The 20,496-nt window shown below is 70.5% G+C and carries 18 protein-coding genes and 1 pseudogene; 10 read left to right on the top strand and 9 right to left on the bottom strand.

The features are described from left to right. Positions 1-71: 71 nt before the first annotated feature. Positions 72-497, bottom strand: a complete 426-nt coding sequence (locus FHR33_RS17385) for a winged helix DNA-binding protein (RefSeq protein WP_312895578.1) — start codon at positions 495-497, stop codon at positions 72-74. Between the two features lie 55 nt (positions 498-552). On the opposite strand from FHR33_RS17385, the gene FHR33_RS17380 reads away from it, so the two are divergent. Continuing rightward, the gene (locus FHR33_RS17380) at positions 553-969 is read left to right on the top strand and encodes a MarR family winged helix-turn-helix transcriptional regulator (protein WP_183648639.1); all 417 of its coding nucleotides are present in this window, start codon (positions 553-555) and stop codon (positions 967-969) included. Positions 970-993: 24 nt separating this feature from the next. Here the strand turns inward: FHR33_RS17380 and FHR33_RS17375 are convergent, their stop codons facing one another. Continuing rightward, a complete protein-coding gene (locus tag FHR33_RS17375) occupies positions 994-1,491 on the bottom strand; it encodes an Lrp/AsnC family transcriptional regulator (protein WP_183648636.1) in 498 nt (165 codons plus the stop codon). A gap of 184 nt (positions 1,492-1,675) precedes the next feature. On the opposite strand from FHR33_RS17375, the gene FHR33_RS17370 reads away from it, so the two are divergent. The 9 genes and pseudogenes from FHR33_RS17370 (at position 1,676) to FHR33_RS52650 (ending at position 11,929) form a co-directional block, all read left to right on the top strand. Beyond that, positions 1,676-3,109, top strand: a complete 1,434-nt coding sequence (locus FHR33_RS17370) for a gamma-aminobutyraldehyde dehydrogenase (protein ID WP_183648633.1) — start codon at positions 1,676-1,678, stop codon at positions 3,107-3,109. A 26-nt stretch (positions 3,110-3,135) separates the two neighbouring features. Continuing rightward, the gene (locus FHR33_RS17365; RefSeq protein ID WP_183648630.1) at positions 3,136-4,200 is read left to right on the top strand and encodes an ABC transporter ATP-binding protein; all 1,065 of its coding nucleotides are present in this window, start codon (positions 3,136-3,138) and stop codon (positions 4,198-4,200) included. 10 nt (positions 4,201-4,210) lie between these two features. Beyond that, positions 4,211-5,440 (top strand): polyamine ABC transporter substrate-binding protein, encoded by a 1,230-nt coding sequence (locus tag FHR33_RS17360; RefSeq protein ID WP_183648627.1) that lies wholly within the window; start codon positions 4,211-4,213, stop codon positions 5,438-5,440. Between the two features lie 4 nt (positions 5,441-5,444). Beyond that, the gene (locus FHR33_RS17355) at positions 5,445-6,296 is read left to right on the top strand and encodes an ABC transporter permease (RefSeq protein ID WP_183648624.1); all 852 of its coding nucleotides are present in this window, start codon (positions 5,445-5,447) and stop codon (positions 6,294-6,296) included. Beyond that, positions 6,293-7,079, top strand: a pseudogene (locus tag FHR33_RS53290) (ABC transporter permease). Before FHR33_RS17355 ends, FHR33_RS53290 begins: the two are co-directional and overlap by 4 nt. Before the next feature lie 213 nt (positions 7,080-7,292). Further along, a complete protein-coding gene (locus FHR33_RS17345; protein WP_312895574.1) occupies positions 7,293-8,687 on the top strand; it encodes an NAD(P)/FAD-dependent oxidoreductase in 1,395 nt (464 codons plus the stop codon). Positions 8,688-8,740: 53 nt separating this feature from the next. After that, positions 8,741-9,595 (top strand): alpha/beta hydrolase, encoded by an 855-nt coding sequence (locus tag FHR33_RS17340; protein ID WP_183648618.1) that lies wholly within the window; start codon positions 8,741-8,743, stop codon positions 9,593-9,595. A 59-nt stretch (positions 9,596-9,654) separates the two neighbouring features. After that, the gene (locus tag FHR33_RS17335; protein ID WP_183648615.1) at positions 9,655-10,578 is read left to right on the top strand and encodes a serine hydrolase; all 924 of its coding nucleotides are present in this window, start codon (positions 9,655-9,657) and stop codon (positions 10,576-10,578) included. 133 nt (positions 10,579-10,711) lie between these two features. Next, positions 10,712-11,929, top strand: a complete 1,218-nt coding sequence (locus FHR33_RS52650; protein WP_183648612.1) for an MFS transporter — start codon at positions 10,712-10,714, stop codon at positions 11,927-11,929. A 3-nt stretch (positions 11,930-11,932) separates the two neighbouring features. On the opposite strand, the gene FHR33_RS17325 is transcribed toward FHR33_RS52650, so the two are convergent. The 7 genes from FHR33_RS17325 to FHR33_RS17295 are packed head-to-tail and all read right to left on the bottom strand — an operon-like array spanning position 11,933 to position 20,483. After that, positions 11,933-13,420 carry an MFS transporter gene (locus tag FHR33_RS17325; protein WP_183648609.1) on the bottom strand — a complete coding sequence of 496 codons (1,488 nt, stop codon included), beginning with the start codon at positions 13,418-13,420 and terminating at the stop codon, positions 11,933-11,935. A 30-nt stretch (positions 13,421-13,450) separates the two neighbouring features. Continuing rightward, complete coding sequence (locus FHR33_RS17320) at positions 13,451-16,357, bottom strand: AfsR/SARP family transcriptional regulator (protein ID WP_183648606.1); 2,907 nt, start codon at positions 16,355-16,357, stop codon at positions 13,451-13,453. A gap of 8 nt (positions 16,358-16,365) precedes the next feature. Then, entirely contained in the window at positions 16,366-17,103 is a 738-nt protein-coding gene (locus FHR33_RS17315; RefSeq protein ID WP_183648603.1) for an isocitrate lyase/PEP mutase family protein, read from the bottom strand. Then, complete coding sequence (locus FHR33_RS17310) at positions 17,100-17,843, bottom strand: cytochrome P450 family protein (protein ID WP_183648602.1); 744 nt, start codon at positions 17,841-17,843, stop codon at positions 17,100-17,102. Before FHR33_RS17310 ends, FHR33_RS17315 begins: the two co-directional genes overlap by 4 nt. A 21-nt stretch (positions 17,844-17,864) precedes the next feature. Beyond that, complete coding sequence (locus FHR33_RS17305) at positions 17,865-18,563, bottom strand: ArsR/SmtB family transcription factor (protein ID WP_183648599.1); 699 nt, start codon at positions 18,561-18,563, stop codon at positions 17,865-17,867. A gap of 43 nt (positions 18,564-18,606) precedes the next feature. Further along, on the bottom strand, positions 18,607-19,272 hold the full coding sequence (locus FHR33_RS17300; RefSeq protein WP_183648596.1) for a DUF998 domain-containing protein: 666 nt from the start codon (positions 19,270-19,272) through the stop codon (positions 18,607-18,609). Further along, positions 19,269-20,483 (bottom strand): glycosyltransferase, encoded by a 1,215-nt coding sequence (locus tag FHR33_RS17295; protein WP_376773165.1) that lies wholly within the window; start codon positions 20,481-20,483, stop codon positions 19,269-19,271. The genes FHR33_RS17300 and FHR33_RS17295 overlap by 4 nt, the downstream gene beginning before the upstream one ends. Positions 20,484-20,496 lie beyond the last annotated feature (13 nt).

Raw genomic sequence — 20,496 nt, 5'->3', positions numbered from 1 at the left:
GCCGGCGGCGGTCACGGCGGGCTCCCTCGACCACCGGCGAGCCCGCCGTCCTCCTCAGCGGTCGGCGGCGGTCAGCGCGGGGTGCCCGAGGACTCCAGGTTGTCGGCCATCCGCTGGAGCACGTCCATGGTCGCCTCGAACTCCTCTCCGCTCACGCCCGCGCTCATCAGCGTCCTGATGGCGGCCACCCGCCCCGCGGCCGCCGCGTGGGCGCTCCTGCCGTCCTCGGTGAGCGCGTGCCGCCCTTCGGGGCCGTCGCCGAGCCACCCTCGGCCCGCCAGTTCGCCGACGACGCCTGCCACCGTCTCGTCCCCGCCGTCCCAGAACGGACGCAGCTCCTCGCCGAGCCGCTCGTCGTCACAGGCGCCACGGCTGAGCACGTTGAGGACCTGCCACTGGCGGCGCGAGAGGCCGGCCTCGGCCAGCAGGCGGTCGAAGGTCTGCTCGATGAGCCCGTCGAGCCGCTTGAGCCGGTAGCCGATCATCCGATCGTTCACCCGAATCTCCATGTCATAAGTAATCTATATGTCAAGCGACATGTATCATGACGGCATGGACGATGTCGAGCGGGTCGAGGCGGCGATGGTGGCCGTCAGGCGAAGGCAGAGCAGAAGGGCGCTGGCGCGGCTGCAGGGCGTCGCAGGGCCGGCCCACGACGTGCTGGACGTCGTGGAGGCGGGCGGTCCTGTCACGGTCTCCACGCTGGCCCAGGCGCTCGGCGTCGACCAGCCGAGAGCGAGCAGGATGGTCGCGGCGGCGGTGGCGGGGGGGCTGGTGTCGCGCGAGGCCGACCAGTCCGACGGGCGCCGCTCGGTGCTGGTGATGACGGAGGCCGGTCGCGCGGCGGCCGAGCAGGCGCACGAGGCGCGCAGGGCGGTGTTCGGCTCGGCGATGGAGGGCTGGACGGAGGCGGAGCGAGCCGAGTTCGCCCGTCTGCTGACCCGCTTCGTCCAGGCCCTGCCCGGCTGAGCCCGCCAGGGGGTGCCCGTGGGGTTAGCGGGTGCCCCAGGAGTAGGTCTGCTTGCGCAGCTTCAGGTAGACGAAGGACTCGGTCGCGCGGACGGCGGGGATGGCGCGGATCTTGCCGAGGATCTCCAGCAGGTGGCGGTCGCCCTCGCAGACCACCTCGACGATGACGTCGAAGGAGCCCGCCGTCAGCACCACGTAGTCGATCTCCTCGATCGAGGCCAGCTCGTCGGCGATCCTGTCGAGGTCGCCCTCGCAGTTGATGCCGATCATGGCCTGGCGGGGGAAGCCGAGCGTCAGCGGATCGGTGACGGCGACGATCTGCATGACCCCGTCGGTCTGGAGGCGCTGCACACGCTGGCGCACCGCGGCCTCCGAGAGCCCGACGGCCTTGCCGATCGCCGCGTACGGCTTTCGGCCGTCCTCCTGCAGCTCCTCGATGATCCGCTTGGAGAGGTCGTCGAGCACGACCTGGGTAGGCCGGACCTCTGCTGGGTCCCTGCGAACCTTGGGCGGGGTCGTCATGTGGGGGCAATCCCTCCTGTGCCGCACATAGCTGGCGCGGCCCTGGTGCGACATGTTGTCAGTTCTTGGCTCTCTGTCAAGCGAATTCGTAGCAATTTGATATATTCACAACGAAATCCCTTGTCGTAATGCTGGCCCTCTGTCAGAGTCGCGACAACTCAGCCACCTCACCAGGAGGTCAACGTTGACCACCCGTCTGCAGAACTTCATCAACGGTGAGTTCGTGGACGCCAAGAGCGGCCGATTCTCCGACATCATCGACCCCTGCACGGGAGAGGCCTATCTCGAGGCCCCGATCTCAGGGCAGGAAGATGTCGACGCGGCTTACGCCGCGGCGGCCGCGGCGTTCGAATCGTGGGGCCAGACCACGCCGGGCGAGCGCGCCGGGCTGCTGCTGAAGGTCGCTGACGCGATCGAGGCGCGGGCCGACGAGATCAACGAGGCCGAGTGCCTCAACACCGGCAAGCCTCGGGCCCGCATGGCGGAGGACGAGACTCCCGTCGCCGCCGACCACTTCCGCTTCTTCGCCGGCGCCGCCCGCACTCTCGAGGGACCCACGGCCGGTGAGTTCCTCGCCGAGCACACCAGCGTCATCAGGCACGAGCCCGTCGGCGTCATCGGGCAGGTCACGCCCTGGAACTACCCGATGATGATGGCGGTCTGGAAGATCGCCCCCGCGCTGGCCGCGGGCAACACGATCGTGCTGAAGCCGTCGGACACCACCCCTGCCTCGACGGTCAAGCTCGCCGAGATCCTCGGCAGCGTGCTGCCCGCCGGTGTCTTCAACGTCGTCACCGGCGACCGCGAGACCGGCGCGCTCGTCGTCAGCCACCCGACCGCCGCGATGGTCGCCATCACCGGCTCCGTCGGCGCCGGCATGGCCGTCGCCAAGAGCGCCGCCGACGACCTGAAGCGCGTGCACCTCGAGCTGGGCGGCAAGGCCCCTGTCGTGGTCTTCGACGACGTCAAGGACCTCAAGGCGGCCGCTGACTCCATCGCCACCGCGGGTCTCTACAACGCCGGCCAGGACTGCACCGCGGCCTGCCGCGTGCTGGTCCACGAGAGCGTGCACGACGAGTTCGTCGCCGCCCTCACCGAGGCCGCGGCCGGCACCGTCACGGGCGACCTGTCCAACGAGGAGGCCCTGTACGGCCCCCTCAACAACGAGAGCCAGCTGGCGAAGGTCTCCGGCTTCTTCGAGCGGCTGCCCTCGCACGCCAAGGTCCTCACCGGCGGTCACAGGGTCGGCGACAAGGGCTACTTCTTCGCCCCGACCATCGTCGACAACCTCCAGCAGGACGACGAGATGGTGCAGAACGAGGTCTTCGGCCCCGTCATCACCGTCCAGACGTTCACCGACGAGGCCGACGCCCTGGCCAAGGCCAACGGCGTGCAGTACGGCCTGTCGGGCTCGGTGTGGACCTCCGACCACGGCCGCGCCATGCGGATGTCCAACAAGCTCGATTTCGGCGTGGTGTGGGTCAACACTCACATTCCGTTCGTCTCCGAAATGCCGCACGGCGGTTTCAAGCACTCGGGCTACGGCAAGGACCTGTCGGTCTTCGGCCTGCACGACTACACCCGCGTCAAGCACGTCATGCACTACATCGGCGAATAGCCCAGACAAGAGGGATATCTCCTGGTATGACCAGCGCTATCGACCTTGATGAAGTGATCAAGGAATACGTCTCGCATGGCGAGGTCGTCCAGGCGGTCAAGGGCGTCTCGCTCTCCATAGCCGAGGGGGAGTTCTTCTCCCTCCTCGGCCCCTCCGGCTGTGGCAAGACCACCACCATGCGCATGATCGCCGGGTTCGAGGACCCGACGAGGGGCAAGGTGCGGCTCCACGGCCAGGACGTCACCAACGTCCCGCCCAACAAGCGCGACGTGAACATGGTGTTCCAGTCCTACGCGCTGTTCCCGCACATGAACGTGTGGGACAACGTCGCCTTCGGGCTGAAGCAGAAGAAGACCCCTGACGCGGAGATCAAGCGCCGCGTCGGGGAGATGCTGGACATCGTCGACCTGACCGGTCGTGAGAAGCGCAGACCGCGCGAGATGTCCGGCGGTCAGCAGCAGCGCGTGGCGCTGGCCAGGGCACTGGTCAACAACCCGAGGGCGCTGCTGCTCGACGAGCCGCTGGGCGCGCTCGACCTGAAGCTCCGTCAGGCCATGCAGATCGAGCTCAAGCGCATCCAGCGCGAGGTGGGCATCACCTTCGTGTACGTGACGCACGACCAGAGCGAGGCGCTCACCATGAGCGACCGCATCGCCGTCATGAACGACGGCCTGGTCGAGCAGCTCGCAGGGCCTCGTGAGATCTACGAGCAGCCCGCGAGCGCGTTCGTCGCGGGGTTCATCGGCACCTCCAACCTGCTGGCGGGCACGCTCGCCGGCGGGGTACTGAAGGTGGCCGGGGGGCGCGTGCTGGTCCCTGGGGGGCAGGACGGCGAGGTCAACGTGACCGTGCGCCCCGAGAAGATCACGATCGACGTCGACGAACCCACGCAGAACGTCAGCGCGGTGCCAGGCACCGTCGCCGAGGTCGTCTACCTGGGCACCTACAACAGCTATGCCGTACGGCTGTCCGACGGCACCGAGGTGACGGTGTTCCAGCAGAACGCGAACGACGCGACGATCACGGCCGAGCGTGGCGACGCCGTCTGGCTGTCCTGGCAGCCGCAGCATTCATACGCGATTGGAAGTTGATAACCACCTCATGGACATCCGCACGAACCCCGCTTTCCTGCGCGGCATGACCACCAGTCGCCGCGACGCACTCAAGCTCGCCGGAATGTCGGCCGCCGCACTCGCCCTCGCCGCCTGTGGCGTCGAGGGGAAGAAGGCCGAAGCTCCGAAGAAGGACGCCGTCGCCGACTTCTGGGCCGGCAAGAAGCAGAACGGCACGCTCCGCTTCGCGAACTGGCCGCTCTACATCGACAAGGACGGCAAGGACTACCCTTCCCTGAAGATGTTCGAGCAGGACAAGGGCATCAAGGTCAGCTACACCGAGGCCATCCAGGACAACGGCTCCTGGTTCGGCAAGATCCAGCCGCAGCTGGCCGCCGGCACCGACATCGGTTTCGACCTGATGGTCATGACCAACGGCAACCAGCTCCAGCGAGCACTGAGCCTGGGCTATCTGGCCCCGCTCGACCACTCCAAGCTGCCCAACTTCGCCGCCAACGCGGCGCAGAAGGTGAAGAACCCGGCTTGGGACCCGAACAACACCTTCACCATCCCGTGGACGCTGGGCGTCACCGGCATCGCCTACAACCCGGAGTTCGTCGACGAGGTCACCAGCATGAACGACCTCTGGAACCCGAAGTACAAGGGCAAGGTCGGCATGATGATCGACGCCCAGGAGATCGCCAACTTCGGGATGTTCGCCCTGGGCATCGACCCGGAGAAGTCGAAGGAGGCCGACTGGCGCAAGGCCGCCGCCAAGCTGCAGGAGCAGCGTGACGCGGGGCTGGTGCGCAAGTACTACGAGAACGACTACATCGACGCGCTCGTGCGCGGCGACATCTGGATCACCATGGCCTGGTCGGGTGACGTGTTCCAGCAGATCACCGAGGGCAAGAACCTCAAGTTCGTGGTGCCGCAGGAGGGCGCGACGATCTGGTCGGACAACATGTGCATCCCGAAGACCGCGCAGAACCCGGTCGACGCGCTGGCGCTGATGGACTACGTCTACCAGCCGAAGATCGCCACGATGCTCGTGGAGTACATCAACTACATCACTCCCGTGCCCGCCACCAAGGACCTCGTGCTCGCCGACGCGGCCAAGGCCGAGGGGGAGGACAAGGAGTTCCTGGAGCAGCTGGCGAGCAGCCCGCTGATCTACCCCTCCGAGGCCGACCTGGCCAAGATGCGGGGGTACCTGATGCTGGACAGCAAGACCGACCAGCTCTTCGAGAGCATCTTCCAGCCCGTCACCCAGGGCTAGTGACATGAAGCGGCTCACCCCCTACCTGCTGATCCTGCCGGGTGGCCTGTGGCTGGCGATCTTCCTGGTGGTGCCGATGGTCTTCATGGCCTCGGTGTCCACCCAGGAGGGCAACGTGGTCGACGGGTTCGCCCAGACCTTCAACTTCGCCAACTACACCAACACCCTGGCGCTGTTCCAGACCCAGTTTCTGCGCTCGGTCGGCTACGGCCTGGCGGGCACGCTCATCGCGATCGCGCTCGCCTATCCGATCGCCTACTGGATCGCCTTCAGGGGCGGCGCGAGGAAGTCCACCTACCTGCTGCTCGTCCTGCTGCCCTTCTTCGTCTCCTTCGTGCTGCGCACGGTGTCGTGGAAGTTCCTGCTGGCCGACGAGGGCATCGTGCTGGCGCCGCTCAAGTCGCTCGGTGTGCTGCCCGAGGACTTCCACGTGCTGCAGACGACGGTCGCCGTGGTCGGCGGGCTGGTCTACAACTACCTGCCGTTCATGATCCTGCCGATCTACGTGGCACTGGAGCGGGTGGACCCGCGCAGCGTCGAGGCGGCGCAGGACCTCTACGCGACCAGGAGCGCGGCCTTCCGCAAGATCGTGCTGCCGCTGTCGCTGCCCGGCGTGTTCGCCGGGGTGCTCATGACGTTCGTCCCGATGACGGCCGACTACGTGAACGCGGGCATCCTCGGAGGGCCGCAGAACACGATGATCGGCAACATCATCCAGACGAAGTACCTGATCAACAACGACTACCCGTCCGCCGCCGCGCTGTCGTTCACGCTGATGGCCGCGATGCTCGTGGGCATCTTCGCCTACGCCAAGGCGCTGGGCACCGAGAACGTGCTGGAGGCGGCGGCCCGATGAGGAGACGCAAACTCGCCGACCGGCTGCTGTTCGGCTACGTCTGGCTGATCATCGCCTGGCTGTTCCTGCCCATCGCCGTCATGATCGCGTTCGGCTTCAACGACACCCAGAGCAAGTCGAACGTCTCCTGGCAGGGCTTCACGCTCAAGTGGTGGGGACGGCTCGACGAGTACCCCGACCTGACCGCCGCGGTCACCAACTCGGTCCAGCTCGCCGTGATCTGCGTGTTGATCACGACCGTGCTCGGCACGCTGATGGGCCTGGCGCTCGGCCGCTACAAGTTCAAGGGGCAGGGCGCGACGAACCTGGTCATGTTCGCCGCGATCTCCTCGCCCGAGCTGGTCATGGGCGCCTCGCTGCTGTCGCTGTTCGTCAGCACGGGCGTGGACATGGGCTTCACGACCGCGCTCATCGCCCACGTGCTGTTCTGCCTGTCGTTCGTGGCGATCACGGTGCGGGGCCCGCGTGGTCGGGCTCGACCCCTCGCTCGAGGAGGCCGCCCGCGACCTGGGCGCCTCGTCGTGGACGACGTTCTGGCGGATCACCTTCCCGATGATCCTGCCAGGAGTCGTGGCGGGGGCGCTGCTGGCCTTCGCCCTGTCCATCGACGACTTCGTCATCACCCAGTTCACCAGCGGCGCGATGCAGACCTTCCCGCTGTGGATCTGGGGGGCCACCCGCATCGGTGTCCCACCCCAGGTGAATATCCTGGGAACACTCATCTTCGCGGTGGGTGTCGTCATCGCGGTGGTCAACTCGGTCACCGCGCGACGGCGCTCCTAGAAGCGACCGTGATCCCCCGCTTCGGCGGGGGATTTCGGCATAATGCGAGGTCTTGGGCTCTCGGCGGAATCGGGAGCCCGTGGATCGCGTGGAACCTTGGCAAGGAACAGGGAGGCGAGATCGGATTCAGGCGGGGGGAACCCGCGCGCGGTCAACTGACTGATCGGGCAATCAATTCATTCAGATATGCACTCACGTAGGGATGTGAGATTTGTGGATCCGCTGAAGGCTCTTGCTGACGCGGAGCGCAAGCCGTACTGGCTGGACACCCCGGCCAGGCCCGAGCCGCTCAAGCGGCTCATCGGGAACACGCGAGCCGATCTCGTCGTGGTGGGCGGCGGCTTCTCGGGGCTGTGGACGGCCCTGATGGCCAAGGAGAGAGACCCTGGGCAGGACGTCGTCCTGCTGGAGGGACGCAGGATCGGCTGGGCGGCCACCGGCCGCAACGGCGGGTTCTGCATGGCGACACTGACGCACGGACTGCCCAACGGCCTCGACAGATGGCCGCAGGACATCGGCAGGCTCGAGCGCATGGGCGTCGAGAACCTCGACGAGATCGAGCAGACGCTGCGGCGCTACGACGTCGACTGCTCCTTCGAGCGGACGGGCGAACTGCACGTCGCCACCGAGCCGTGGCAGCTCGACGACCTGTCCGGGCACCTCGATCTGATCCGGGATCTCGGGCTCGACTACGTCCCCATGGACCAGGAGCAGGTGCGGGCCGAGGTCAACTCGCCCACCTACCTCGGAGGACTGTGGGAGCGCAGCGGCTGCGCGATGGTCGACCCCGCCCGCCTGGCGTGGGGACTGCGCGAGGCCTGCCTCAAGGTGGGGGTGCGCATCTACGAGCGCAGCCCCGTCAGGTCGCTGGACGACAACGGCGTCACGATCGACCTGCGCACGCCGTACGGCGTGGCCAGGGCGGCCAGGGTGGCCCTCGGCACCGGCGTCTTCCCGCCGCTGCTGAAGCGGCTCAAGCACTTCCTGGTGCCCGTCTACGACTACGCGCTGATGACCGAGCCGATGTCGGAGGCGCAGCTGGCCTCCGTCGGGTGGCACAACAGGCAGGGCGTGGGCGACTCGGGCAACCAGTTCCACTACTACAGGCTCACCGACGACAACCGCATCCTGTGGGGCGGCTACGACGCCGTCTACTACAACGGCGGTCAGGTCAAGCAGGAGTACGAGCAGCGCGACGAGACCTTCGTCAAGCTGGCGGGACACTTCTACGACACCTTCCCCCAGCTGTCGGAGCTGAGCTTCACGCACAGGTGGGGCGGGGTCATCGACACCTGCAGCCGCTTCAGCGCCTTCTACGGACAGGCGCACGGCGGCCGCCTCGCCTACGCGGTCGGCTACACCGGCATGGGGGTCGGCGCGACGAGGTTCGGCGCCAACGTGATGCTCGACCTGCTCTCGGGCGAGCGCACCGAACGCACCGAGCTGGCCATGGTGCGCGAGAAGCCGATCCCGTTCCCGCCCGAGCCCGTGCGGTCGGGGGTGATCCAGTTCACCCGTTGGTCGATCGCCCAGGCCGACCAGCACCAGGGCAGGCGTAACCTCTGGCTGCGCACGCTCGACAGGATGGGCCTGGGTTTCGACTCCTGATCCGTCGCCTCCGGCTCTCCACCGCGACGGCCGGAGGCGACACACTGGATCACATGAGAGTCGAGTTCGAGGTCGACGGGATCACGCTCGTCGGCGACCTCCGGATCCCCGACGGTGAGGGGCCGCATCCCGCGCTGGTCTTCACCGGGCCCTTCACCGGCGTCCGCGACCAGGTCACGGGGCTGTACGCCGAGCGGCTGACCGCCAAGGGCTACGTCACACTGGCCTTCGACCACCGCAACTGGGGAGAGTCGGGCGGCCTGCCCCGCGGGCACGAGGATCCGCAGGGCAAGCTGAACGACCTCAGGGCCGCGGTGTCCCTGCTGCGCGGCAGGCCCGAGGCCGACCCCGAGCGCATCGGCGCGGTCGGCATCTGCCTGGGCGGCGGCTACGCGCTCAGGTTCGCCGCCTTCGATCCGAGGGTGAAGGCGTTCGCGGGCATCGCGGGCGCCTACAACCACCCGTACGGCAGGCACTACGAGACCGTCCTCGCCGACCTCACCCAGGTGCTGGAGCGGCAGGACCAGGGAGGGGCGGTGGAGTACCTGCCCGCCGTCTCGGAGGAGGGCGAGGCCGCCATGCCGGGCGACGAGCCCTACGCCTACTACGGCTCGACCGCCTCGCCGACCTGGAGGAACGAGGTGACGAGAGCGAGCATCCGCGAGCTGGTCACGATGGACAACATGATGGGCGCAGACTTCCTGTCGCCCACGCCGGGCCTGATCGTGCACGGGGTGATCGACAGGTTCTGCTCGCCCGAGGGCGCCGAGGAGGCCTACAAGCGGATGGGCCGGCCGAAGAAGCTCGTCTGGCTGGACGCCAGGAGACACATCGACCTCTACGACGCCGAGCCGTACGTCACGCAGGCGGTGGAGGCGACCGCCGAGTTCCTGGGAGAGCACGTGTAGTGGTGTGACCTTCCGGGAAAAGACCGGACATTCCCCCGCATTGAGCACGGGGGTGGAGAATGCGGTCAGCGATGTGGGCGGTGCTCGCGGTCATGGTCGCGTCCTGCGGTGTGGCGCAGGAGCCCGCTCCCAAGCTGGCGAAGGTGAAGCTGGTCCTGCCGGGCCCCTGCACGGAGACCTACCAGGACAAGCCGGCCGCCGCCAGGGCCAGGACCGCGCTCAGGGCCGAGGCCAGGCGCTTTGTCGCCAGGCAGCCAGGCAGGGTCGTCTACATGGCTCGCGACCTGCGCACCGGCGCCACCGTGGGGCAGGGCGAGCACGAGCACGACATGATCACCGCCAGCGGCGCCAAGGTCGACATCCTCACCGCCCTTCTCGACCGCCGTCACCGGCTGTCCGAGGGAGAGAAGGACCTGGCCACGCGCATGATCACGGAGAGCGACAACTCCGCGGCCGACTCGCTGTGGTGGAGGGTGGGCGGCGGCGAGGGCATGAGCCGCCTCTACGGCCGCCTCGGCCTGCGCGAGACGACCCCGGGGCCCAGCAAGTACTGGGGCGGCACCCGTACCAGCCCCGCCGACCGGATCAGGCTCATGGAGCTGCTGGTGCGCGGAGGAAGGGGGCTGCGCGACGGCGACAGGGCCCAGGTGCTGTCGTTGATGAAGCGGGTGCGGCCCGAGCAGGCGTGGGGGATCAGCGCGGCGGCCAGGCCCGGGGACAAGGTCGCGCTGAAGAACGGCTGGACGCCCAGGCCCTTCGTCAGGAACACCTGGGCGGTGACCAGCTACGGGTGGGTGCACGGGCCCGGCAGGGACCTGCTGCTTGCCGTGCAGACCGACCAGCAGCCCGGCCACGGCACCGGCATCAGGGCCATCGAGGGCCTGTCCAGGCTGGTCGGGACGCGGGTGGGCGCGCTCGACCCGACACGGACGCGGCCCTGCGTCAAGGAGCGTGAACGGCTGCGAGGGCCCCGGAGGTCCTGAGCGTCCTTCTCCCCACCATCCATCGACTAAAATGGACAGCTGGTTCTATTGGCAGACCGCACGGCGGCCGCAGCGCGGTATCTACCCCGGTCGACGAAGCCCATCTCGATGGCGCTCCCGGGGGTCCCCAGCTGTGAAGTCCTATCTCGACGTTCTCGCCACACCTGGCGCGTGGCGCTTCCTGGCGCCCGCGCTCGTGGCCCGCCTGCCGTACGCGATGCTGCAGATGGGCATCCTGCTGCTGGTGCAGTGGTCCACAGGCTCGTACGGCGCGGCAGGGGTGGCCTCGGCGGCGGCCGCCATCTCGCAGGCCGTCATCGGCCCGCAGACCGGACGCCTGGCCGACAGGTACGGCCAGCCACGGGTGCTCCTCCCGCAGGTCACGGTGCACGCGCTCGCCCTTGGAGCGCTGCTCGCGCTGGCCGCCTCGCACGCTTCCATCGCGCTGCTCGTGCTCACCGCCGCGCTGACAGGGGCCTCGCTGCCGCAGGTGGGCGCGATGGTCAGGGCCCGCTGGTCGCACACGCTCGGCGGGTCGGGCAAGCTCGGCACCGCCTTCGCCGTCGAGTCGATCACCGACGAGCTCACGTTCACGCTGGCGCCCGTGCTGCTGGTGACGCTCTCGACACTCTTCTCTCCCGTCGTGGCGCTGGTCGTCGCGCTCACGCTCATCGTCACGGGCACCGTCGTCTTCGCGCTGACCCGCGTCGGCGCCCCCGAGCCGATGCCGGTGAAGGTGCGGGCGAGCAAGGGGGTGCTGCGGCTGCGCGGCGTCGCGCTGCTCGCGCTCGGCTTCCTCGCGATGGGCTCGGTCTTCGGCAGCATGCAGGTCGGCATCACCTCCTACACCGCCCAGCTCGGCGTCCCCGCCGTCGCGGGGCCGATCTACGCCACCTTCTCGGGGGCCAGCGTGCTGGGCGGGCTGCTCTACGGCGCGATCCGCTGGCGCGTCTCGGCCCCCGCCCGTCTGGCCTGGGGACTCGCGCTGCTCGCCGCGGCGACCAGCGCGCTGATGTTCGCCGAGTCGGTCCCGCTCCTGTACGGCGCGGCGGGCCTGGCCGGCCTGGTGATCGCCCCCGTCATCATCACCGGATACACGATCATCGAGAGGCTGACCCCCGCCGAGGTGCGGACCGAGGCCTTCACCTGGCTGACCGGCGGGATCGGACTCGGGCTGGCCACCGGCGCCGCGATCGCGGGACAGCTCGTCGACCGCTTCGGCCCCTCGGTCGCCTTCGTGGTGCCGCCCCTGATGACCGGCCTTGCCGCCGTGCTCATCGTCACCCGCCTGAGGAGCCTGCGCCCCCTCCCCGAGCCCGCCGCCCACCATCAGGCCGTGGGCAGCCGCTGACGGTCACGCGTGTGAGAGGACGTCGTCCGGGATCACCTTGGGCACGCCGCGCAGAGTGAGGAAGGCGACCACGGCCAGCACCGCGAGCAGCCCGGTGGTGGTGAGGGCGGTCACCTGGAGGGCCTCGACGAAGGCGAGCCTGGCCGCCTCGATCACCGGGGGCGGCACCTGGTCGGCCACGCTGAGCGCGGCGCCGAGGCTGTCGGCGACCTGCGGCGGCAGCCCGGGGGGCAGCACGAGATTGTCGCGGTAGGCGCCGGCCAGGATGCTGCCGAGAACGGCGATGCCGAGGGAGCCGCCCAGTTCGAAGGCGGTCTCCGAGAGCGCGGCCGCGGCGCCCGCCCGCTCCCTCGGCACGGCGGCCAGGATGGTGTCGTTGGTGACGGCGAAGGTGAAGCCGACTCCCAGCCCGCCGATGACCATGCCGATCAGCAGGTAGGAGAAGGTCGTGGTGGTGTCGGCCTGGGTGTAGACGGCGAAGGAGCAGGCCGACATCAGCAGGCCGAGCGCCACGACGGTGTTGCGCCCCCACCGCATGACCAGCTTGGCCGCCAGCGCGCCGCCGACCGCTCCCGCCAGCCCGCCGGGCAGCGAGGCGAGGCCCGCCTGCAGCGGCGTCCAGTCCAGCACGAGCTGCATGTACTGCGCGAAGATCAGGCTGAGCGCGATCATCCCGAAGATGGCGAACAGGTTGGCGCCGACCGCGCCCGAGAACGCGCGGTAGCGGAAGAGCCGCAGGTCCACCAGCGGGACGGCCAGCCGTGTCTGCCGCCACCCGAAGGACAGCAGGGCGAGCACCGCCAGCAGGGCGGCGATCGCCACGCTGACCGCGAAGCCGTCGATGACCCAGCTCTTGATCGTGTAGACCGCCGACACCACGCCGACGACCGACAGCACCACGCTCGCGGGGTCGATCCTCGCGGCGTGGGGGTTGCGCGACTCGGGCAGCACCAGGGCCCCGCCGATCAGTACCAGCGCCATCACCGGCAGGTTGATCAGGAAGACCGATCCCCACCAGAACGAGTTCAGCAGCAGGCCGCCCACGATGGGGCCGAGCGCGAAGCCCGCCGCGCCCATGCCGCTCCAGATGCCCACCGCCATGGTGCGCTCAGCGGGGTCGGTGAAGACGTTGCGGATGATGGACAACGTGGAGGGCATGATCGTGGCGCCCGCGACACCGAGCAGCGCCCTCGCCGCGACGAGCAGTTCGGCGCTGGGCGCGTAGGCGGTGACGACCGAGGCGACGCCGAAGCCGAAGGCGCCGATCAGCAGGAGCTTCTTGCGGCCGATCCTGTCGCCCAGGTTGCCCATGGTGATCAGCAGGCCGGCCAGCGCGAAGCCGTACATGTCGCCGATCCACAGCTGTTGGGTGGCGGTCGGGCTCAGGTCGGCGGTCAGCTTGGGCAGGGCGAGGTGGAGGACCGTCAGGTCGATGGCCAGCAGGAGCTGGGCAAGGCAGGCGATGGCGAGGCTGCCCCATTTCGTGTTCATGGAGGCAGCGTGGTGAGCGGCGCTGACCGTTCACTCACCAAGCGCTGACAGCCCCTCCTGCGCGCGTGCGTGCAGGGGCATGTTGACGCCCTCGGTGCTCGCCAGGACGCGGGTGTACCAGTCGCGGGCCGCTTCGCGGTCGCCCGCCAGCAACTCGGCGGCGGCCAGGCCCAGCATGATCTGCAGCCGGGTGTCCTCCGCGCTGTACCAGTCGGAGGGGCACTCGGCCAGGGCCTGCTTCATGAGCGCCTTGGCCACGACCGCGTCGCCGCGCCGCCTGGCCACCTCGCCGAGGCCCAGATGGGCCCTGGCCGAAGTCTCGCGCGCCCCCGAGCGCCCCGCCAGCTCGACCACGCGCAGGTACTGCCGCTCGGCCTCGGCCAGGTCGCCCATGCGCACGATGCTGTCGGCCATGCGGCAGCTGTAGTCGGCGATGTCCTCGACCGCACCCAGCTGCTCGGCCAGTGACAGTGTCCGGCCGAGCAGCTCGACCGAGGTGGGGTAGTCGCCCTGCTGGTAGGCGAGGTCGGCCATGCCCGACAGGGCGATCGTGCCGCCCCACCTCTCGCCGAGCTCGCGGAAGTGGTCGAGCGACTGCTCGAAGTGGATCCAGGACTGCCGGTGCCTGCCGAGGTTCTGCTGCATGAAGGCGAGCCCCGCATGGTTGAGACCCCGCAGCCACGGGCTTATCTCGTCGATCGCGGCGGCCGTCATGGTCGCGATCACGTCGTAGTCGTCGGGGGGACCCTGGAACATCGGGAGCATCACGTTGAGGAACTCCCTGCGAAAGGCCCTGGACCCGTCGTACATCAGCGGCCCGAGATCGACGGGCTGCCGCTGCTCGGCCCACGCCGACGCGAGCACGCACATGGCGTACTCCTCCTCGAGCCCCTCCTCGGGCTCGGTGCCGACCACGGCCAGCAGCTCCGCGGCCATGGCCGCGCTCTCCGCCCGCCTGCCCCTGATCCACCAGTAGCAGGACAGCGCGCCGACCAGCCGCAGCCCGTCGGCCGCCGCGCCCTCGTCCACCGCCCAGCGCAGCGCCGCGTTGAGGTTGTCACGCTCCTTGTCGAGCATCGCCAGCCACTCCAGCTGCTCGGCCTGGCGCAGGTGCGGATCGGCGGCGTCGGCCAGGTCGCCGTAGTAGGCGGCGTGCGCCCGCCGGTACGTCTCGACCTCGCCCGCCTCCGAGAGCCGTTCGGCGCAGAAGGCCCTGATCGTCTCCAGCATGCGGTAACGCCCGCCCACCACCTCGACCAGCGACTTCTCCACCAGCGAGGTGAGCAGCTCCTCGGGCAGACCGCAGACCCGCTCGGCCGCCTCGAGGGTCGCTCCTCCCGCGAACACCGTCAGCCGCCTGGCCATCGCCTGCTCGCTCTCGTCGAGCAGGTCCCAGCTCCACGCGACCACCGCGCGCAGCGTCTGGTGGCGGGGCAGCGCCGTACGGCTGCCGCGCGCCAGCAACCTGAACCTGTCGTCGAGCCGGGCGGCCACCTCCCTCACCGGCATGGCCCGCAGCCTGGCGGCGGCCAGCTCGATCGCCAGCGGCAGCCCGTCGAGCGCCCTGCAGATGTGGATGACGTGGTCGAGGACGCCCTCCTCGACCGTGAAGCCCGGCAGCACGGCCGCCGCGCGGTCGGTGAAGAGCCTGACCGCCGGGTAGCCCGGCGCGTCGCTCGCGCCGGGAGGCGGCAGCCGCAACGGTTGCACCGGGTAGATCGCCTCGCCGGTGATGCCGAGCGCCTCGCGGCTGGTGGCCATCAGCCGCAGGTGCGGGCAGGCCGCCAGCAGCCGGTCGGCCAGGGCGGCGGCCGCGCCGACGAGGTGCTCGCAGTTGTCGAGGATGAGCAGGAGCGTGCGGTCGGCCAGCGCGGTGACCAGCCTCGCGGCGGGGTTGGTGGCCGGGCGGTCCGGGCTGGGCAGCATCGTGTCGCGCAGGTCGAGGGCGTCGACCACCGCCTGGGCGACGTCGGCCCCGTCGGTGAGCGGGGCGAGCTCGACGAAGCAGACGTCGAGCGGCGCCGGCGCGGCCGCCTCGGCGGCCAGCCTCGACTTGCCCGCCCCTCCAGGCCCGATCAGGGTGACCAGCCTGGCCTCCTCCAGCAGCCTGCGCACCCGTCCGAGGTCTTCCGCCCTGCCGACGAAGCTGGTGAGCGGTGCGCGCAGGCCCTGCCTGGACGGCTCGGCGCCGGAGCGGGGCGCGGGGCCGAGTGAAGGGTCGGCGCGCAGCACGGCGAGGTGGGCGGCGGCCAGCTCGGCTCCGGGTTCGACGCCGAGCTCCTCGTCGAGGAGCCTGCGGCCCTCCTCGTAGGTGTCCAGCGCCTCGGCCTGGCGGCCGCTGCCGTAGAGGGCGCGCATCAGCTGCACTCTCAGCCGCTCGCGCAGCGGGTGGGCCGCGACCAGCGCGCGCAGCTCGCCGACCAGCTCGCGGTGCGCGCCGAGCTCCAGCTCGGCCTGTGTCCTGTCCTCGGTCGCGGCGAGCCTGAGCTCGGCGAGGCGGGTGGCGGCCGCCCGCGCGAGCGGCGCGTCGGCCAGCGCCGCGCCGCGCCACAGCCCGAGCGCCTGCCTGAGCGCGCCAGACGCCCGCGCGGGATCGCCCGCGCGCAGCGCCTCGCGCCCTTCGGCGGCCAGCTGCTCGAAGCGGTGCGCGTCGACGTCCTGCGGGTCGATCGCCAGGCGGTAGCCCGCGGGATGGAACTCCACCAGCTGCCTGCCGAGGGCTCGTCGCAACCTGGAGACCTGCGACTGCAGCGCGTTGGCCGCCCCCTCGGGCGGCTCGGCCCCGTAGAGGCCGTCGATCAGCTGCTCCTGGGTGACGATCCTGCCGGCCTCGGCCGCCAGCAGGACCAGCAGCGCTCGCACCCGTGGCCCGCCGAGCGCGACGGGACGCCCATCCCCGTCGAGGACCCGGACGGGACCGAGGATGTCGACACGCATGGTGGCGATTATCGCGGTTCCGGCAGCAGCCCGACGATCTCCGCATAGGTGGGCATCGCCGCATCCTTCTCCAGGACCGCGAGGGCGCCCTGGAGCGCGGCCCTGTAGAGCAGCGAGCCGGTGCTGACCCTGGCCACACCCGCGCCCGCGAGCTCCTCGACGCTGTGGGTGTGGCTGTAGAGGACGTTGAGCGGCAGCGCGGTGGCGCGCGCCAGCTCCGCGATCTCCGCCAGGTCGGCCACGCCCGGGACGAAGACGCCGTCGGCGCCCGCGTCGGCGTAGGCGCGGATCCGCTCGGTGGCGGACTCGCCCGTGCCGAGCCAGTGGGTGTCGGTGCGCGCGTTGACGAACACGCCCCTGCCCGCGACGGCCTCCAGGATGCGGGTCTGCTCGCCGACAGGGCGCAGCGTGCCGTCGGCCCTGCCGTCCTCGAGGTTGATCCCCGCCACGCCCAGCCCCGCGAGCAGGTCGACCAGGTCGGCGACGGCGGCGGGGTCGTCGCTGAAGCCGTTCTCGACGTCGACGGTGAGGTAGGCGGGCAGGTCCTTCACGAGCAGGACGAGGTCGAGGGTCTCCGCCCTGGTGGCGGCGGCCGCGTCGGGCTTGCCGTGGACGGCGGCCACCCCGAGGCTGGTGGTGCCGATGGCGGGGTAGCCGCGGGAGGCCAGCAGCGCGGCCGAGCCGTAGTCCCACGCGTTGGGCAGCAGGAGCGGGTCGCCGGGCCTGTGCAGGTCGTGGAAGGTCATCGCAACTCCATGATCGTTTCTAGGACGCCGGTGGCGATGGCCATGGCGTGCTCGGCTCCAGGGCAGGGGCGCACGCCGTGACCGAAGGTCAGGTGCTCGTCGTGCCCGTCGTTCGCGGCCACGAGGTCGATCTCGATCGGCGCGCCGTGGGCGTCGACCCGCTTGGTGACCAGCAGCGGCGGGTCACGGCGAAGGGTCTCCAGCAGCAGCTGCCCGGCGGTGGCGGGAGCGCTCTCGCCGGCGAGACGGGCGACGGCGTTGCGCAGGAGGCCCGTGGTGGCGCCGTGGGCCTGCAGCAGGACGGTGATCCTGGCGACGGCGCGCGGCACGTCCCCGGCGGGGCCGACGAGGCCGAGCAGGGTCGCGACCGCGGCGTCCGCCTCGGGGGTGCCCTCTCCCGAGAGGTAGCCGGTGGCCGCCGCGTCGACGGCGCGGACGAGCGCGCCCGTGTCGTCGATCCCGAGCGCCTCGCCCAGGACCCCTGCGGGGATCTCCATGATCTCGGCGCCGCGAGCCGCGCGGGTCGCGGCGGCCGAGCGCAGGGCCGAGGGGTCGAGAGCGGACAGGCACTCCTCCACCAGGGCGCGGCGCTCGGCGTGCTCGGCGCCGGAGGTGAAGCGGGAGACCTGCGAGCGCAGCCAGGCCAGCGTGCCGAAGGGAGCGCCCGAGGGCACGGGCGGCGGGAGGCACGAAGGATCGGACAGGACGGCTCGGGCCGCCGCGTGGTCGGTGATGCGCATGATGACGACGTTAGGTCCTCGTCAGTTCGGCGACGGCCGAAGCGTGTCGGAGGGGATGTCCAGCAACTGGGCGAGGCTGCTCAGGCCCGAGTCGGTCACCTTGAGCGCCCGCTGGCCGCCGATCCTGGTGACCCAGCCCGCCTCGAGCGCGTGGTGGCACAGCGCGGCGCCGGCCGTACCGGCCAGGTGGGGACGGCGCTCGGTCCAGTCGAGGCACGGCCTGGCCATCGGCCGCGTACGGCTGGCCGTCAGCGCGATGCCGAGCTTCTCGAACCATGCCGCGCCCGACGCGCTCAGCGAGAAACCGGGGTCGAGCAGGCCGTGGGAGAGAAGGGCGTCGGTGACGGAGACGCCGAGGCGCCCCGCGAGGTGGTCGTAGCAGGTGCGCGCCCTGGCCAGGGCGCTGGCCGCGCTGGCGGCCCTCAGGGTCGTGTGCGTGGCGGCGGAGGGGCTGACCCGCGCGGCCAGGTCCTCGACGAGCTGCGCGGTGGCCGCGTCACGCAACCGGACGTAGCGGTGCCTGCCCTGCCGTTCCTCGGCGAGCAGGCCGCCTTCGACCATCTTGCTGAGGTGCTCGCTGGCGGTGGAGGCCGCGACCCCCGCGGTCCTCGCGAGCTCGCCCGCGGTCCAGGCCCGGCCGTCGAGCAGGGCCAGGCAGAACGCCGCCCTGGTCGGGTCGGCGAGCAGCGCGGCGAAGGAGGCGAGGCCTTGTGCTGACATATCTCCACGTTAGGGCCCTGACGGTTCGGCCCGCACCGAACCGTCAGGCCGCCTTGGCCCGGTCGGCGGGCGCGGCGGGCGCGGGGCGGCTCTCACGCGTCACGACGGGAATCTGTGTGGGAAGGCGGTTGTCGAGGGAGGCGGCCACGCCCATCGCGACCACCAGGGCGACGTCGGCCACGACCACCGCCCGCTCCAGCAGGCCGTAGTAGGCCTCTCCGCCGATGAACGGCGAGGTGAGGGCCGCGGGGTGCGCGGCGAGGTAGACGGCCAGCGCGACGACGGCGGTGACGACGAGCGACCTGACCAGGTTCCATCGGGGGAGCGGGGCCCTGCCTCTGACGAGCGTCCAGCCGGCGACGGGCAACGAGGTGAACACCACGGCCGCGGCCCATCGGTGCACCTCGCCCGACAGGGAGGTGGCAGGGCCTGGATCGGTGGGGAACAGCGCGCTCAGCATGAGCCCGCCCGCCGCGGCGATCAGCAGCAGCCTGGTCGCGGCGGTGCGTCCTGGCTCGCGTACGGTCAGGCCGTAGGCGAGGAAGACACAGCCCGCGGCCAGCGCCAGCGTGCCGATCATGACGGGCGCCATCCCGCCTGGCACGAGCGCGTAGTCGCTGATGAGGGTCTGCTGGGGCAGCGCCAGATGCGCGTAGGTCAGCGCGGCAGCGCACACGAGCGCGGCCACCAGGGGAGCCAGCAGGATCATCGGCCGACCTCGGCGTAGATCTCCTCGAAACGGGCCAGCGAGGCCTGGTGGTCGTGGGTGAGCGCCAGCTCGCGGCTGGCCTTGCCCGCCCTGTCGCGCAGGCCCGTGTCGGTCAGCAGCGCGGTCAGGTGCCTGGCCAGCTCGATCACGTCGCCAGGCTCGTACAGGAAGCCGTTCTCCTCGACCAGGTGCGGCAGCGCCATCGCGTTGGCCGCGACGACGGGCAGGCCGCTGGCCATGGCCTCCAGCGTCGCGATGCTCTGCAGCTCGGCGACGCCCGGCATGGCGAACGCGTCTGCCGCCGCGAACGCCTGCGGCATCGCCTCGTCGGGCACGAACCCGAGGAAGAACACCCGGTCGCCGACGCCGATCCTTCTGGCCAGCCGCTCCAGCGGCTCCCGCTGGTTGCCCTTGCCCACCAGCGCGACCTGGGCGTCGCTCTCGTTCACGATGTACGGCAGCGCCCGCACCAGCTCGTCCAGCCGCTTCTCCTCGTCGAGGCGGCCCACGAACAGCACCGTCTCGCGGTCGGGCAGCCCGAACGCCTTGCGGGCCCAGGCCTTCGGCTCCGAGCGAGGATGGAACCTGGTCAGGTCGATCCCGCAGGAGACCGCCTCCACCTCGCGCTCGAAGCCCTGCTCGGACAGCAGGCCGGCGGCCAGCGGCGTGGGAGTGGTGACGTGGTCGGCGCGGGAGTAGACGCGGCTGAAGTCGCGCCAGGCCAGCCTGCCCGCCTTCTCCCTGAGCTTGGCCGGGATGTGCGCGAACTGGAAGAGGTTGTCGGGCATGAAGTGGTTGGTGGCCACGATCGGCACGCCGTTCCTTCGCGCCGCGGCCATCGCGGCCCTGCCGACGACGAAGTGCCCCTGGGTGTGCAGCACGTCGGGCTGGATCGCGTTCACCAGGCGGTCGAGCCTGACGGGGACGGTCACCCGCATCGTGGGGTGGACGAGCAGCGGAGCCGAGCGCAGCCGGTGCACGATCACGCCGTCCTCCACCGTGGCCTTGGCGGGGCCGTCCTCCGACTGGCAGATCACGTGGACGTCGTTGCCGCGCTCGGCCAGCCCCGTGGCCAGTCGGTGGGTGAAGACGGCGGCGCCGTTCACGTCGGGCGGGTAGGTGTCGGTCGAGATCAGCACACGGCGGGGCCTGGTCGGCACCGGCACGAGGGTCGGGCGGGAGGCCTGGGGTGAGATGAGCGGCATGGCCATGGGGGACTCCTAG

The organism is Nonomuraea dietziae (assembly GCF_014195505.1).
Taxonomy (GTDB): domain Bacteria; phylum Actinomycetota; class Actinomycetes; order Streptosporangiales; family Streptosporangiaceae; genus Nonomuraea; species Nonomuraea roseola.
The sequence above is the reverse complement of the archived record's forward strand: the minus strand, read 5'-3'. Positions and strand labels throughout refer to the sequence as shown.